This is a genomic window from Acinetobacter sp. ACIN00229, assembly GCF_016106645.1.
GTDB lineage: Bacteria > Pseudomonadota > Gammaproteobacteria > Pseudomonadales > Moraxellaceae > Acinetobacter > Acinetobacter oleivorans.
In genome coordinates this window covers 55,557-70,768 of sequence record NZ_JADWOM010000010.1, presented here as the reverse complement: position 1 = coordinate 70,768, position 15,212 = coordinate 55,557, and the positions used below count along the sequence as shown (strand labels likewise).

The following is a 15,212-nucleotide window of genomic DNA, read 5'->3' as shown; positions in this document are numbered from 1 at the left end:
GCTTTTTTTAATTAAAGAGCTTATTAGTCAAGAAACTGAACATGCCCTGTTTTTACATCGTAAATTGCACCCACCACTACAATGTCACCTCGCTCAACCATGTCTTTGAGCACACTGCTGTTATTAATAATGTACTGGATATTGTAGTGAACATTCATTGCTGTTACTTGGCTAATAAAAGCATTACCTAATTCACGTGGCTGCATAATGTCATATACGCTATCAACCGAATGCATTAATGGCCCAAGCACATATTGAATGTGTGGCATTTCCTTCACATCGGACACTTGCTTTTGTTCTAGACGTAATTGGCATGCACTCGTCACCGCACCACAATCGGTATGTCCTAAAACCACAATTACTTTAGAGCCTTTAGCCTGACAAGCGAACTCAAGAGAACCCAGTACTTTTTGCCCAGCAATATTACCTGCAATTCGTAAGCTAAACAGATCACCAATACCCACATCAAAAATCATTTCGGTAGGTGCACGTGAATCCATACAACCAAGTACTGCTGCAATTGGATGCTGCCCCTCATCTGCAGTAACACGAATTTGTCGATAAATATCTCGTTGTAGACGTTCATTTTTTACAAAACGTTCGTTCCCTTCTTTAAGTAAGTTGACGACCTGTTGAGGACTCAGCTTTTGTTGCAAATCATGTGTACTAATATCAATATCAAGTACTGCATCATCAACGTCTTGATAGTGCTGTTTGAACCCGACCAGTTTAAGATTTACCTGACGTTTAATGGCCGTTTCACTTTGATAATCTTGAATAACTTGATAGATATCAGGATCGATCGAATCACATTGAGTCGCATCAATAATGAGTTGCTGATGTTTATGCACATGTTCCAATGCTGAAATAAGCGCAGAACGATTAAGAAAGGTCACTTGTGATGGAAGTTCAATGCGAGTCACTACGCCATGCAAGCGCTTCTCTCTATAAACACGAATACCTTTATTAAAGTTACCATAGAGAATAAAAGCACTACTGGTGAACAGACCAATTAAAATTCCCATTAAAAGATCGGTCAGTAAAATTGCAACCAAGGTAATAATAAAAGGTAAAAACTGTTTCCAACCTTTTTGATAAAGCTGCTTAAAGAGTTTTGGATGGGTCAGCTTAAAGCCTGTCACGATTAAGATCGCAGCCAATGCAGACAGAGGAATCATGTTCATTAATGGCACGAAGAACAAAACTGCTAATAGCAACAATACGCCATGAATAATGGTAGAACATTTGCTACGCGCGCCTGTATTTGCATTTACCGAACTACGTACAATCACTGAGGTCACAGGCATTCCACCAATTAAGCCAGAAATGATGTTACCTGTACCTTGTGCCCAGAGTTCACGGTTAGGAGGAGAAGAGCGTTTTTGAGGATCGATCTTATCTGCCGCTTCTAGATTCAATAATGTTTCTAAAGATGCCACGACAGCCAGAGTAATTGCCCCTGTGTAAATCATAGGCTCAGCTAAATAGCTAAAATCAGGAAAAATTAATACATCTTCAGGTGCTTGTAAGATATTCGGTAACTGAATGAGATTATCAATTTGCACTGCCCATGCAGAGCCAATACTCACTAAAACAAAATTTAAAACTGCTGCGAGCACAACCGCAATCAATGCCGAAGGTAAAGCTAGTTTTTTGAGGGGGCTACTATCCCACGCTAAAATTAAGAATAAACTGAGCAAACCAATCAGTGCAGCTCCGCCATCAAAACGCTGTAGAAATGCATCTGGGGTTGATGTCCAAACCTGTTTCAATGAAAAATCAGAAAGTCCAAACAGATAAGGCAATTGTGTCGCAATCAGGATGACACCAATAGCGGCTAGTAATCCTAAGATGACATTATTTGGAATAAAGTTGGCAAAAAAACCTAACTTGAATAATCCAAATAGAATTTGCAGGACACCAGCAAAAATAATACATAATAAAAAGGCGGCATAATTGCCGCCTAGTTGTTCTAACTGTACAAGAATGACGGCAGTCAGCCCTGCCGCTGGGCCAGCAACGCTAATGTGGGAACCACTTAGCAAACCTACGATAATGCCGCCCACAATACCTGCAATAATACCTGAGATGATGGGAGCACCTGAGGCTAAAGCGATACCCAAGCACAGCGGCAATGCCACAAGGAATACGACGACTCCAGATAAGAGGTCTTTTAAATGAAATCTATTTTTCAGGTTTAAAACCGACATAAAACAACCATTTATAATAAAAAGAAATAAGCAAAGTTGTACTATTACAGCCTGAAAGTGAGTAAATGCTTCAAGGCTCGGTTGATGATGTCGAACAACTGAATATCATTAAAGTTTAGTTATGCTATAACGTTGTATATTTAATTGTGTATTTAACAACGATTTGTTGATCTTAAGATTCACCTCATCTTTAGGACTGCGATTTTTTCCTTAATCGCTCTTTAATATCGATTAGAAATAATGCTTTGCCAATAAAAAAGCCCCCGATTGGAGGCCTTTTTATTAATTAAAGACGCTTATTTAGAGCCTTTAATCCCTGCTTGTAGCAACAATGCACCTAAACCACCAATTTTTTGTTCTTGAGGTTTCTCTTGCTTGGCGCGCTGAGGACGTTCAGCTTGATCTTTACGTGGTTGAGGACGTTTACCTTGCGGTTTACGTTCAAAACGTTGTTCTGTATTTTGTTCACGGCGTGGTGGACGCTGAGCTTTTACAGGTGCAGAACCTTCAGCACGCATACTTAAGTTCACGCGGTTACGTTCAACATCAACCTGCATAACACGTACTTGTACAATCTGACCCGGTTTTACAACTTTATGTGGATCAGATACAAATTCATTTGCAAGTTCAGAAATATGAACTAAACCATCCTGATGCACACCAATATCAACAAAGGCACCAAAGTTTGTGACATTCGTGATCACACCTTCAAGTTGCATACCTTCTGTCAACTGACCAACTTCAGTAATATCTTCACGGAATTTAGCAGTACGGAACTCTGGACGCGGGTCACGACCTGGTTTTTCGAGTTCAGCTAAAACGTCTTGAATTGTTGGTAAACCAAATTTGTCATCAACAAATTCATCAGCTTTTACTTGGCGAATGATTTCAGTATTACCAATGATGTCTTTAACAGTTGTTGCTTTTGCTGCAACAATTTTCTCAACAAGGCCATAACTTTCAGGGTGAACTGAAGAAGCATCTAAAGGTTCAGAACCATTTTGAATGCGTAAGAAACCAGCTGCTTGTTCAAAAGTACGATCGCCTAAACGCGGTACGCTTTTCAATGCTTGACGGTTGTCAAAACGGCCATGCTCTTTGCGGTATTCAACAATCTGTTGAGCAATTGCTTTGTTTAAACCAGCAATATAAGCCAAGATTGCTGGTGAAGCAGTATTTACATCAACACCTACAGCATTCACACAGTCTTCTACCACTGCATCAAGTGTTTTTGCCAAACCAGTCTGGTTCACATCGTGTTGATATTGGCCCACACCAATTGATTTCGGATCAATCTTCACAAGTTCAGCAAGTGGATCTTGTAAACGGCGAGCAATAGAAACTGCACCACGAATTGAAACGTCAAGCTCTGGAAGTTCCGCCGATGCAAGTTCACTTGCAGAGTAAACAGATGCACCCGCTTCACTTACAGTGATTCGTGTTAAATTCAGATCAGTATTCGCAGCCATCATTTCAGCAACAACAGCTTCTGTTTCACGGCTAGCTGTACCATTACCAATTGCAATGAGCTCTACGTTATATTCACGGCATAGACGTGCAAGTTCAGCAATTGAACCTTCTTTATCATCTTTTGGTGCAAATGGATAAATCGTGCTGTGAGCAAGTACATCACCTGCATCGCTGATCACTGCTAGTTTCACACCTGTACGAATACCAGGGTCAACACCCAAAGTCGTACGGCTGCCTGCTGGCGCTGACAATAATAAATGACGAAGATTTTCAGCAAATACCTGCATTGCTTCTGCTTCAGCAGTAAGACGCTTTTCTGTTAATAATGAATGTTCGATTTGAGGACGAATCTTGCCTAACCAGAATAATTTTGCAGTTTGCTTTAAGAAATCCTGACGTGCTTGAGGTTGAATTTGCTCAAGGTTGTATTCAGTTTCAATGCGTGCCAATGGTGCATCATCTTCACCATCTACTTTCAAACCCAATACGTTTTCTTGACGACCACGTAACATCGCTAATAAACGATGTGAAGGTAATTTGTTTAGACCTTCAGAGAACTCAAAGTAATCACGGAATTTTTTACCAACTTCTTTCTTTTCTTCAGATGCAACTGCACTTTTTAAAACCGCAGTTTTTGCAAAAGTTGTTTTTAATTCTGTAGTAAGTGAAATATTTTGTGCCCAGTCATCAATCAGAATATGCTGAATCGCATCTAACTGACTCTCAACGTCTGGATAGTCTTCGTGACTAAAACCAGCCAATGCTTCTGTCGGGTCAACTTGTTCTGCAATAATTTTTTCAGCAATTGGTCCTAAACCTGCTTCTTTTGCTTTAAAAGATTTACTTGTACGCTTAGGGCGATACGGTGCATAAATTTCTTCTAAAGCATTTTTTGTTTCGGCTGCATTCACCCGCGCCAACAAGTCATCACTCAATTTATTCTGTTCTTGCAATGACTGAATAACCTTTTCACGGCGCTCATATAAATCACGTAAATACGCTAAACGAGTATCTAATTGGCGTAACTGCGTATCATCTAAACCTTGTGTTACTTCTTTACGGTAACGGGCAATAAATGGAACACTGGCACCTTCATCAATTAAGCGGATGGCAGCTTCTACTTGGTTTGGACGTACGGCAAGCTCACTTGCCAACTGCTGAACTAAGTCAGTCATCGTGTTTGATCCCACAAGGATAAAGTTTAAAAGCACTGATTATAAAGACCAAGCCCATAAAATCCACACTTGTTTGCGTATTCAAAACGTTTTTTTGTATTGACTCTGAATATTTATACTTTTTACGACTACTAGAGCACATAAAAACAGGAGTTCAACTATGAAAAAGTTGAGGCTGAGCTCTGTCTTTTAATCTTTATAAAATATAAACGTAGGACTTATGTCATGTATCTGACAAAATTTTATTATAATTTATGAGAAAATGAACATATTGGTACACTCTTTAAAAGATAAAAATATAGAGATTCAACAAGGTTTTATTCGTCTAACTTTTTATCGAACCCAACTATCTGCTTATTTCAACAATTAAAAAATCAAAAGAAACAAGTCAGCGAACCTAAAATAACTTATTTGAAACAATTAGTTATTAATATTTAATTATTAAAAAATTATCAAAGATTTAACTATTTGTTTTTTTAGATCAGTCTTTGCTAAATTATGAGCTTAAGATGTTGTTTTTTGGTTTCAAACTACCTTGAAAATTGTAATTTTGAGCAAATTGATACATAGTCTTAACAAGAACATCAGCATTATACTGAGGGCTTGTTGGCAATAAGCCTCACCGACCCAATAATATATAAATTATGACTTTAAAGGGAGTACATCATGAGTTTAGTTGTACCTGCTGAACATCCTGAAACCGTACACAACGAAACGGATCGTGTCGAACGTATTTTAGTGGTCGATGACGATGTGCGTTTACGTACCCTCTTGCAACGTTTTTTGGAAGATAAAGGCTTTGTTGTAAAAACTGCCCACGATGCTTCGCAAATGGACCGTCTATTACAACGTGAGTTATTTTCACTTATCGTACTCGACTTTATGTTGCCAGTTGAAGATGGTTTGAGTATTTGCCGTCGTTTACGCCAATCAAATATTGATACACCAATCATCATGCTCACAGCGCGCGGTAGCGATTCAGACCGTATTGCAGGTCTTGAAGCTGGTGCAGACGATTACCTGCCAAAACCATTTAATCCAAATGAACTTTTAGCCCGTATCCGTGCTGTATTGCGCCGCCAAGTTCGTGAAGTTCCTGGTGCTCCAAGCCAACAAGTTGAAGTTGTGAGCTTTGGTCCATGGTCTCTAGACTTGTCTACCCGCACACTAACACGCGAAGGACAAATCGTTACCTTAACGACTGGTGAATTTGCAGTATTAAAAGCATTGGTACAACACCCACGTGAACCATTAACGCGCGACAAACTCATGAATTTAGCTCGTGGTCGTGAATGGGGTGCAATGGAACGTTCAATTGACGTTCAAGTCTCTCGCCTACGTCGTTTAATTGAAGATAATCCTGCACGTGCACGTTATATTCAAACGGTATGGGGCGTGGGTTATGTATTTGTTCCAGATGGTGCGGAATAAGTTTGAGATAAGATAGAGTGAGTTTAGATCCAATCGCGCCACAAAACTTTACTGATTACGCTACCTACTCAGAACGGAAACGAACTCGGTGGGAACGTTTTCTCGACAAAATTAAGCCACGCTCTGCTGCCATGCGTACCACTATTCTGGTATTGCTGGTGGTGTTTTTTAGCTTATTTATGTCGTTATGGTTCTTTTGGCGCACTCTTTACTTACCTGAAATTCAACAACACGCGCGTTATCTTGCAGTTGAACTCGAGCTCGTCAACAATCCGGATATACGAATTTTTCATCGCGAAAATGAAGTCGATGTTGATGAGTGGTTACGTAATCGTGTTGGAATTGAATACATTACCAATCCCAAAGAATATCCAAGTGTCCGCGATAAAGTAATTGCTGAGTTTTTTACTAATCAAATCGAACAAAAACTGGCAAATGAGATTGGGGCTAAGGATGTTACGGTTTACTTCCAGTTTAAGCCTAGCCCACGTATTTGGATTCAAACACCTGAAATGCATGGGAACTGGGTTCGTGAACCTTTAAAAACCTATGCAAACTACAGCCCTGAGCTATTAATTGGTTGGGTCGTTGGTGTACCTTTACTGTCAGCTATCATTATTTTGATTCTAGTCAGACAAATGAACCGCCCTTTGCGTCGTTTGCAAAATGCTGCCAATGAATATAGTAAGTCAGGGACAGCGCCTTACCTAGATACCAATCATGGTCCATTAGAAATTCGACAGGTGAACCAAGCCTTTAACCGCATGGTCTATACACTCGATCAAACCGAGCGTGAACGACGTATTATGTTGGCTGGTATCTCTCATGATTTGCGAACGCCTTTAACTCGTATTCGTTTAACAGCAGAAATGCTACCTGATGAGTTCTTACGTGAAGGTCTGGTCTATGACGTAGATGATATGGACGCAATTCTTAATCAGTTCATTTCGTATATGCGCGATGGTTCAGATGAAGAGTTGAAAGACACCAATATCAATATACTTTTGCAAGAACTTGTTGTGCAATTTAAACCACTTGATATTCAATTTGAGATGCAGGATGTGCCTATTATTCCGGCACGTAGCCTTTCTTTAAAACGGCTTATTGCTAACCTGATTAATAATGCAAAACGCTATGGTGCTGAACCTATAGATCTCAGTGCAAAAGTTGAAAATGAAAATATTTTAATTACTGTTGCCGATCATGGTGAAGGTATTCCACCAGATCAAATTGAAGAATTAATGCAGCCCTTTGTCCGCGGAGACGCCGCAAGAACGATCCAAGGGAGTGGACTTGGATTGGCTATTGTCAAACGTATTGTCGATATTCATCATGGTGAAATTCAAATTCACAACCGTGAACAAGGCGGTTTAGAAGTTATTATTTCTTTACCGATCCCAAAATCAGTCCCTGAAGAAAATAGCTCGATCAATCCATTAGAAAAAATAAAACAAACTTTGAGTGAGCGCTTTTAATTTAACCAGTTGGTTATTAAAAGCCTCATTTTAAAGATAAATAAAAGCGATAAAAATCAATTAAATAAAAACCATAAATATAATTTATACCACCATTTATTTACAAAATTAGACCTTAGCCTAACACCTATGCACTTTTCAATTTTTCATAGCTAAAATCCCGTATGTTTTGACAATTCTGAGGATGTCCAATGTCTTTAAGTCGTATTCGCCTAGCTTCTCTTCATGACAAGGTCATCAGTGCTGAACAAGCTGCGCAATTCATCGAAGATGGAATGACTGTAGGTATGAGTGGTTTTACTCGTGCTGGTGAAGCTAAAGCTGTTCCACAAGCACTTGTAGAACTTGCAAAGAAAAATCCGTTAAAAATCACGTTAATTACGGGTGCCAGCTTAGGTAATGACTTAGACAAACAACTCACGGAAGCAGGTGTTTTATCTCGTCGTATGCCATTCCAAGTGGACAACACTTTACGTCGTGCCATTAACAATGGCGAAGTTATGTTTATTGATCAACATTTGTCTGAAACTGTTGAACAAATGCGTAACCAACAACTTAAACGCCCTGATGTTGCGGTAATTGAAGCAATTGCAATTACTGAAGATGGTGGCATTATCCCAACAACTTCTGTAGGTAACTCTGCAAGTTTTGCTATTTTTGCCGAGAAAGTTATTGTTGAAATCAACACATCTTTAAGCGAAAGCTTTGAAGGTTTACACGACATCTATATTCCGACTTATCGTCCAACACGTACTCCAATTCCATTAACAAAAGTGGATGAGCGTATTGGTACAACAGCAATCCAAATCGATCCTGCAAAGATTGTCGGTATTGTATTTAACGATACTCACGATTCACCATCAACGGTAACTCCGCCAGATGATGAAACTCAAGGTATTGCAAACCACCTTATTGCTTTCTTTAATAAAGAAGTTGCTGAAGGTCGCTTACCAAAGAGCCTTGGCCCATTACAAGCGGGTATCGGTTCCATTGCGAATGCTGTATTAACAGGTTTAAAAGATTCTGACTTTGAAGACCTCATCATGTACTCAGAAGTATTACAAGACTGTACTTTTGAATTAATTGATGCAGGCAAAATGAAATTTGCTTCTGGTAGCTCAATTACGCTTTCTGCAAAATGTGGGGAGAAAGTTTTTGGCAATATCGAAGCTTACAAAGACAAATTAGTACTTCGTCCACAAGAAATTTCTAACCACCCTGAACTGGTTCGCCGTTTAGGTATTATCGGCATTAACACTGCGCTTGAGTTCGATATTTACGGCAACGTGAACTCGACTCACGTATGTGGCACTAAAATGATGAATGGTATTGGCGGTTCTGGTGACTTCGCTCGTAATGCTCACTTGGCAATTTTTGTGACCAAATCAATTGCTAAAGGCGGCGATATCTCTTCTATCGTGCCAATGGTGAGCCATGTTGACCACAGTGAACATGATGTTGATATCTTAGTGACAGAACAAGGTTTAGCAGACTTACGCGGTCTAGCGCCTCGTGAACGCGCTCGCGCTGTTATCGACAATTGTGTACATCCACTTTATCGTGATGCATTAAATGATTACTTTGATCGTGCATGTGCTAAAGGTGGACATACTCCTCATTTACTTCGTGAAGCACTGTCTTGGCATGCAAACTTCGAAGAAACTGGTCAAATGCTTCAAGCAGCACCAGTTGCAAAATCAGCTTAAATCACTAATTGAATTAAAGCACTCCTAAGGGGGTGCTTTTTTATTTGTGTAAATTATTAATAAACACTGCTCAAGCCCGAGTTTTTATTTTATCTTTTGAGCACATCAAAACAAAAAGTAGAAATCCATATGTTTATCATTCGTCAATTTACAAATGCGGATCTGGAAGATGTCGTCATTTTATGGGAAAGCTGCGGTCTGACTCGACCTTGGAATAATCCTGAAACCGATATTTTTAGAAAAGTCTCACAACAAGATGATTTGTTTTTAGTTGCGATTAAAGATGAGCAACTGATTGGCACGCTTATGGGCGGCTATGACGGCCATAGAGGCTGGATTAATTATTTGGCTGTTCACCCCCACCAACAACGCTTAGGCATAGCTACAGCCCTTGTTCAGCAGCTTGAAAAACGACTGATTGCTAGAGGCTGCCCAAAACTTCAATTATTGGTACGTAAAGATAATTTGAATGTACTGAATTTTTATGAACAACTCGGCTATGACGAAGTAGAAGCGGTATGTTTAGGAAAACGTCTAATTAACGATACTTCACATGATTAGAGCCTTATTTATTATTATTTTGGCATAACACAGAGAACAAACTGAGTTTGGGGATAAGTAAGTGTGCTTGTGGATAAATCTCATTTTACCCACAACCAAACAAATAATAGTTCAGATAAAATCACAAGCATGAAAAAAGCCTCATACGTTATGTATGAGGCTTTTTCGAATATGGTGGCGAGACCCAGGATCGAACTGGGGACACACGGATTTTCAATCCGTTGCTCTACCTACTGAGCTATCACGCCGTTGGCCTGTATTAAGCCGTATCTCAGAACAATAGTCAACAATTATCCTGAGTTTTTGATTTAACTGAGTATTTTTTATACTTAAAAAAAATCCCTGATGGGATCAGGGATTGAAAACACAAATAATGGTGGCGAGACCCAGGATCGAACTGGGGACACACGGATTTTCAATCCGTTGCTCTACCTACTGAGCTATCACGCCGAAGTGGGCGTATTAAACAATGTTTATATGACCACGTCAAGCAACTTCCGTATTTTTTGTAACAAGTGATTATTTTTAAATCACCATCACATACTGACTAGGCTGTTAATGATGTAATTTACCAATGTGAGCCAAACAACGATGAATTGCGCCGCAGCCCGGCTCAAAAATTTTAACGCCTTTTGACTCTTCTATACGACAAGCTTCTTCAACCAAGCGCTCAGCTACCCCACGACCACGGTTAGCAGGGTGAACAACAATATATTCAAGGACCTTGCTTTCACCTTGTCCTGAAGACCAGATTGCACCTATAATTTTGGTGTTAAATTCAGCAGTGTATAGCGTGGTATACTGTTGTAAATCTTGTTCAAGTTGTTCAATCGCATCGTGCCCGTCACCAAACTCCGGACTTGTATCATACAAACGCTCAAGCTGATCGCGGATCTCTGAATTATCTAGAGAACTATAAGCATGTACGGTAATAGGCATTGATTAACCCTCCTGAGCAAACTATGATGCTGTCACGAATTCGTCACAGCGAAATTGTCGTTAACATCCAATCATTTTTGACGTTTTTTGAGGAACGTGTCCATGACGCAACGTATCAGTGAAGTGGTTAGAAATACCAATGAAACCAAAATTCGAGTTCGATTAAATCTCGACGGTACTGGTCAAGGCACACTAAACACTGGAGTTCCATTTTTAGACCATATGATTGATCAAATCAAGCGACATGGCTTATTTGATATCGATATTCATTGTGACGGAGACCTCGAGATTGATGATCACCACACCGTAGAAGACTGTGGAATCACGCTTGGACAAGCTTTTGCACAAGCTTTAGGCGATAAAAAAGGTTTAAAACGCTATGGTCATTTTTATGCACCATTAGACGAAGCTTTATCTCGCGTTGTTGTAGATTTATCTGGTCGTCCAGGTTTATTCATGGATATCCCATTTACCCGTGCACGCATCGGTACCTTTGATGTCGATTTATTTTCTGAGTTTTTCCAAGGTTTCGTAAACCATGCGCTTATGACCTTACACATTGATAATTTGAAAGGTAAAAATAGTCACCATCAAATTGAAAGTGTGTTCAAAGCGCTAGCTCGTGCTTTACGTATGGCATGTGAAGTTGATCCACGTGCAGAAAACACGATTGCATCGACAAAAGGTAGCCTCTAATGACACGTATCGCGTTACTTGATTATGGCATGGGCAATCTACACTCAGCAGCTAAAGCACTTGAGCATGTGGGCGCTACAGTCGATGTGACCAATGATCCAAAATTAATTGCACAAGCCGATAAAATTGTTTTTCCGGGCGTTGGTGCAATGCGTGACTGTATGCAAGGCATGCGTGAAGCAGGTATTGATGAAGTCGTACGTAAAGCTGCTTTTAATAAGCCAGTTCTTGCGATTTGTGTAGGCATGCAAGCATTACTACAAAGTTCTGAAGAAAATGGCGGCGTAGACGCACTCGGTATTTTTGACGGCGTAGTAAAGCACTTCCCTCAAATGGAAGGTTTAAAAGTACCACACATGGGCTGGAACCAAGTTCACCAAATGGACCCAAGCCATCCAATGTGGAATAACATCGAACAAGATGCTCGCTTCTACTTTGTACATAGTTACTATGTCGAACCAAAAGATGAAAGCGTTGTGGCTGCGACTTGTGAGTATGGTGTGAACTTCTGCACAGCAATTCACAAAGATAATTTATTCGCGACCCAATTCCACCCAGAGAAAAGTCATACTGCTGGTTTGCAGTTACTTAAAAACTTTGTGGAATGGAATATTTAATCTGATTTAAAACTGAAAAGATCAGGTCTAGATGGCCTGATCTTTTTTTATTTACAATAATAACTAATCATTTATAGAATGATGTTTTATTCAACAAAATATTGAATATTTATACTATTAAATAAAATCAAATGATCAGGAAAACAAAATGAATTCACCTTTCGAAAATCAGCCACTTCAACAAGATTCCCCCTTTAAAGCTAATGGTCGTTTTGGACGACTCTCTTATGCTGCTTGGACATTCTTATTTTCACTCGTCATCGGCATCATTGTTGTTGCCATCGCATTCACTTTTGGATTTACATCTAGTCAGGATCTAACTGGCCTTTCTACAGCAGGCATGATTGTTATCGCCATTCTTTATATTGTTTGCCTCTATGTAAGCTTTGTATTTACAATTCGTCGTTTACATGACCGCAATAATACAGGATGGTTATCATTGCTGATGCTTATCCCTGTCGTAAACCTCATTTTCATGATTTATCTCTTTGCGGCAAAAGGTACAGAAGGCAATAATGATTACGGCCCACAACGCCCTACCCCTGGTTGGGAACGCATTTTAGGCTGGATTTATATTATCCTGATTCCGCTTGCTTTTGTTTTTGCTATTGTTGCCACAATCATGGCTCCCACCTATGAAGGTTATGTTGAAAAAAGTGAAAGTGTGGTCATTGGTACCCCTTCTCAGTCTCAATAATTTTTAAAGACATTCATAAAGCCTAGTTCTCTAGGCTTTATATATAAAGCTAATAGCTCAATTCATTTGTATGCTGTTAAATATGTCCGAAGCCTCTCCCTTCCTTGATAAAGCCTCTATTCAGCAACTTCCTCCTTTTGAAAATCTTAACTATCAAAATATTGTCTTGATTGAAAATATTGAGCAATGCAAAACTATTGAAGAAGAATTAAAAAACGCTGTAGTTTTGGGATTTGATTCTGAATCTAAACCGACTTTTCGAGTGGGTGAAGTGTCAACAGGTCCACATTTGATTCAGCTGGCCACAGCAAAAAAAGCCTATTTATTTCATGTAAATTCATCAACTTTAAAATTTTTACAGCCCATTTTGTCTAACTCTCAGCAAATTAAAGTTGGCTTTGGCCTTAAAAATGACAAACACATTTTTCATAAAAAAGGCATTGAGCTGGAAAGTTGTGTCGACCTAGCCAAAGGCTTTAGTCACTTTGGTTTTACCCAGCAAATGGGAGTACAAAAAGCGATTGCACTACTATTTGGACAATATCTTGCAAAGTCGAAAAAAGTTGGAACTTCAAATTGGGCACGAAAGCCACTTACATCACAACAAATAAGCTACGCTGCCGCCGATGCGTATGCTGCATTATTGGTATTTGAAGAGCTAAGAAAGCAAGAACTATTACCAGCTCACATTTCACAAACGATTCAAACCGCACTTCAAGCGTAAAGTTATAAAAGTCTTTTCTAAGGCTTAGCGATTGATCAATACTTTGCTAAGATGTGCACAATTTCATAATCATGATGAAGCAAGGAGCGGAAGCATGCTAATCATTCCAGCAATTGACCTGAAAGATGGTAAATGTGTGCGTTTAAAACAAGGGCGTATGGAAGACGATACCGTTTTCTCTGACGATCCAGTTGCAACTGCCCAGCATTGGGTAAATGAAGGCGCACGTCGTTTGCATTTGGTTGATTTGAATGGCGCTTTCGCAGGTACCCCAATTCATAAGCCTGTTGTTGAAGCAATTGCTAAAGCTCAGCCAGAATTACCAATTCAAATTGGTGGTGGTATTCGCTCACTAGAGACTATCGAACACTACTTAGAAGCTGGTGTGACTTTTGTCATTATTGGTACTAAAGCAGTTCAAGAGCCTGAATTTGTAGAAGAAGCTTGTAAGCGCTTTGCTGGCCACATCATTGTTGGTATTGATGCCATGAATGGTATGGTTGCAACTGACGGCTGGGCAAACGTTACTGACGTTAAAGCAACTGATTTAGCAAAACGTTTTGCAGATGCAGGCGTGTCTAGCATTGTTTATACAGACATTGCGCGTGATGGCATGATGCAAGGTGTAAACGTTGAGCAGACTGTAAACTTGGCTGAATACTCAGGCTTACCAGTGATTGCTTCAGGTGGCGTAACTAACCTTGATGACGTTCGTAACTTAAAAGGCAAACCAGGCATTTTAGGTGCAATCACAGGTCGTGCAATTTATGAAGGCACTCTAAACCTTCGTGAAGCTCAGCTTCTGTTAGATGAAAACCGTCTTTAATTTTTAAGATGTAAAAAAAGAGCCTGTTTAGGCTCTTTTTTATTACTGATATGACAAATACATTCCTAATCAATACACCACATTACGAATAAATTTAAGTACTTGGTTGCCACTATTGATATAGGTGTAAGTCACTGAACTGGCATATATAAATGAAGAACCAGCAACGATAGTTTTTGAGCTATCTGCAAATTGTATGGTCAACTCACCTTCTAATACGTAAATAAGCTCTTGCCATCCTTCTGGGTCTGCTTCGGCAACATAAGACTCCCCTATTGCTAACGACCATATCCAAAGCTCAACTTGCGAACGCGATGGAACTGAAGCCAAAAAAGTCGCTCTGCTTTCTTCTTTTTCACCTTGCCAAGCCAGTGCATTGACCAAAGCTTGTTCTTTGTGCTCAGGTGCACTCACAATCGTTCTAAAATCGACGCCCAACACTGCCGCAATTGCATCGAGTTTAGCTAAGCTAATATTGACTTGCCCTGTTTCCAAAGCTGCGATTGTCCGTCTGCTCACCCCTGCCTGATCGGCCAAGTCCTGTTGGCTTAAATCTCGTTCATCTCTTAAGGAACGAATATTTGTGCCGACATGCTGTAAAACGGTACTGGACTGGCTCATAAATTAACGCAGCAAATAAAATGTGAGCAATATATTGCACAAAATAGAAGAATAGCGCAATATG

14 protein-coding genes and 2 tRNA genes are annotated in these 15,212 nt (G+C 39.7%); 10 read left to right on the top strand and 6 right to left on the bottom strand.

What is annotated here, in order from left to right:
• Positions 1-23: 23 nt before the first annotated feature.
• Positions 24-2,210 carry a bifunctional SulP family inorganic anion transporter/carbonic anhydrase gene (locus I7H67_RS11000; protein ID WP_107880537.1) on the bottom strand — a complete coding sequence of 729 codons (2,187 nt, stop codon included), beginning with the start codon at positions 2,208-2,210 and terminating at the stop codon, positions 24-26.
• A gap of 296 nt (positions 2,211-2,506) precedes the next feature.
• Positions 2,507-4,855, bottom strand: a complete 2,349-nt coding sequence (locus I7H67_RS10995; protein WP_144732749.1) for a Tex family protein — start codon at positions 4,853-4,855, stop codon at positions 2,507-2,509.
• Positions 4,856-5,521: 666 nt separating this feature from the next.
• Between I7H67_RS10995 and ompR the strand changes: the two genes are divergently transcribed.
• The 5 genes from ompR to I7H67_RS10970 all read left to right on the top strand — a co-directional run bounded on the left by ompR (position 5,522) and on the right by I7H67_RS10970 (position 10,028).
• The gene (ompR, locus tag I7H67_RS10990) at positions 5,522-6,286 is read left to right on the top strand and encodes a two-component system response regulator OmpR (RefSeq protein ID WP_000060753.1); all 765 of its coding nucleotides are present in this window, start codon (positions 5,522-5,524) and stop codon (positions 6,284-6,286) included.
• Positions 6,287-6,303: 17 nt separating this feature from the next.
• A complete protein-coding gene (locus I7H67_RS10985) occupies positions 6,304-7,761 on the top strand; it encodes an ATP-binding protein (RefSeq protein ID WP_151988697.1) in 1,458 nt (485 codons plus the stop codon).
• 36 nt (positions 7,762-7,797) lie between these two features.
• Positions 7,798-7,917: a hypothetical protein gene (locus tag I7H67_RS10980; protein ID WP_144733065.1), complete on the top strand. Its 120-nt coding sequence runs from the start codon at positions 7,798-7,800 to the stop codon at positions 7,915-7,917.
• Between the two features lie 35 nt (positions 7,918-7,952).
• Positions 7,953-9,467, top strand: a complete 1,515-nt coding sequence (locus tag I7H67_RS10975; protein WP_192834124.1) for an acetyl-CoA hydrolase/transferase family protein — start codon at positions 7,953-7,955, stop codon at positions 9,465-9,467.
• Between the two features lie 129 nt (positions 9,468-9,596).
• On the top strand, positions 9,597-10,028 hold the full coding sequence (locus tag I7H67_RS10970; RefSeq protein WP_049837467.1) for a GNAT family acetyltransferase: 432 nt from the start codon (positions 9,597-9,599) through the stop codon (positions 10,026-10,028).
• A gap of 172 nt (positions 10,029-10,200) precedes the next feature.
• Here the strand turns inward: I7H67_RS10970 and I7H67_RS10965 are convergent.
• The 3 genes from I7H67_RS10965 to I7H67_RS10955 all read right to left on the bottom strand — a co-directional run bounded on the left by I7H67_RS10965 (position 10,201) and on the right by I7H67_RS10955 (position 10,967).
• Positions 10,201-10,276 (bottom strand) — tRNA-Phe (locus I7H67_RS10965).
• A 126-nt stretch (positions 10,277-10,402) separates the two neighbouring features.
• Positions 10,403-10,478 (bottom strand) — tRNA-Phe (locus I7H67_RS10960).
• A gap of 105 nt (positions 10,479-10,583) precedes the next feature.
• The gene (locus tag I7H67_RS10955; protein ID WP_004789887.1) at positions 10,584-10,967 is read right to left on the bottom strand and encodes a GNAT family N-acetyltransferase; all 384 of its coding nucleotides are present in this window, start codon (positions 10,965-10,967) and stop codon (positions 10,584-10,586) included.
• A gap of 102 nt (positions 10,968-11,069) precedes the next feature.
• Here I7H67_RS10955 and hisB point away from each other — a divergent pair, with 102 nt between their 5' ends.
• The 5 genes from hisB to hisA all read left to right on the top strand — a co-directional run bounded on the left by hisB (position 11,070) and on the right by hisA (position 14,527).
• Entirely contained in the window at positions 11,070-11,663 is a 594-nt protein-coding gene (gene hisB / locus I7H67_RS10950) for an imidazoleglycerol-phosphate dehydratase HisB (protein WP_002116767.1), read from the top strand.
• Positions 11,663-12,280, top strand: a complete 618-nt coding sequence (gene hisH, locus I7H67_RS10945) for an imidazole glycerol phosphate synthase subunit HisH (RefSeq protein ID WP_002116911.1) — start codon at positions 11,663-11,665, stop codon at positions 12,278-12,280. The genes hisB and hisH overlap by 1 nt, the downstream gene beginning before the upstream one ends.
• A gap of 148 nt (positions 12,281-12,428) precedes the next feature.
• Entirely contained in the window at positions 12,429-12,977 is a 549-nt protein-coding gene (locus I7H67_RS10940; protein WP_198307852.1) for a DUF805 domain-containing protein, read from the top strand.
• An 82-nt stretch (positions 12,978-13,059) separates the two neighbouring features.
• On the top strand, positions 13,060-13,701 hold the full coding sequence (locus I7H67_RS10935) for a 3'-5' exonuclease (protein ID WP_198307851.1): 642 nt from the start codon (positions 13,060-13,062) through the stop codon (positions 13,699-13,701).
• A 94-nt stretch (positions 13,702-13,795) separates the two neighbouring features.
• Positions 13,796-14,527: a 1-(5-phosphoribosyl)-5-[(5-phosphoribosylamino)methylideneamino]imidazole-4-carboxamide isomerase gene (gene hisA / locus I7H67_RS10930; RefSeq protein WP_032049901.1), complete on the top strand. Its 732-nt coding sequence runs from the start codon at positions 13,796-13,798 to the stop codon at positions 14,525-14,527.
• A gap of 69 nt (positions 14,528-14,596) precedes the next feature.
• On the opposite strand, the gene I7H67_RS10925 is transcribed toward hisA, so the two are convergent.
• Complete coding sequence (locus I7H67_RS10925; RefSeq protein ID WP_198307850.1) at positions 14,597-15,148, bottom strand: helix-turn-helix domain-containing protein; 552 nt, start codon at positions 15,146-15,148, stop codon at positions 14,597-14,599.
• Between the last annotated feature and the right edge of the window lie 64 nt (positions 15,149-15,212).

Excerpts from the sequence above, each read along its gene's own strand:
- I7H67_RS11000 (WP_107880537.1), bottom strand. The coding sequence starts at position 2,210 with ATGTCGGTTTTAAACCTGAAAAATAGATTTCATTTAAAAGACCTCTTA.
- I7H67_RS10995 (WP_144732749.1), bottom strand. The coding sequence starts at position 4,855 with ATGACTGACTTAGTTCAGCAGTTGGCAAGTGAGCTTGCCGTACGTCCA.
- ompR (WP_000060753.1), top strand. The coding sequence starts at position 5,522 with ATGAGTTTAGTTGTACCTGCTGAACATCCTGAAACCGTACACAACGAA.
- I7H67_RS10975 (WP_192834124.1), top strand. The coding sequence starts at position 7,953 with ATGTCTTTAAGTCGTATTCGCCTAGCTTCTCTTCATGACAAGGTCATC.
- I7H67_RS10970 (WP_049837467.1), top strand. The coding sequence starts at position 9,597 with ATGTTTATCATTCGTCAATTTACAAATGCGGATCTGGAAGATGTCGTC.
- I7H67_RS10955 (WP_004789887.1), bottom strand. The coding sequence starts at position 10,967 with ATGCCTATTACCGTACATGCTTATAGTTCTCTAGATAATTCAGAGATC.
- hisB (WP_002116767.1), top strand. The coding sequence starts at position 11,070 with ATGACGCAACGTATCAGTGAAGTGGTTAGAAATACCAATGAAACCAAA.
- hisH (WP_002116911.1), top strand. The coding sequence starts at position 11,663 with ATGACACGTATCGCGTTACTTGATTATGGCATGGGCAATCTACACTCA.
- I7H67_RS10940 (WP_198307852.1), top strand. The coding sequence starts at position 12,429 with ATGAATTCACCTTTCGAAAATCAGCCACTTCAACAAGATTCCCCCTTT.
- I7H67_RS10935 (WP_198307851.1), top strand. The coding sequence starts at position 13,060 with ATGTCCGAAGCCTCTCCCTTCCTTGATAAAGCCTCTATTCAGCAACTT.
- hisA (WP_032049901.1), top strand. The coding sequence starts at position 13,796 with ATGCTAATCATTCCAGCAATTGACCTGAAAGATGGTAAATGTGTGCGT.
- I7H67_RS10925 (WP_198307850.1), bottom strand. The coding sequence starts at position 15,148 with ATGAGCCAGTCCAGTACCGTTTTACAGCATGTCGGCACAAATATTCGT.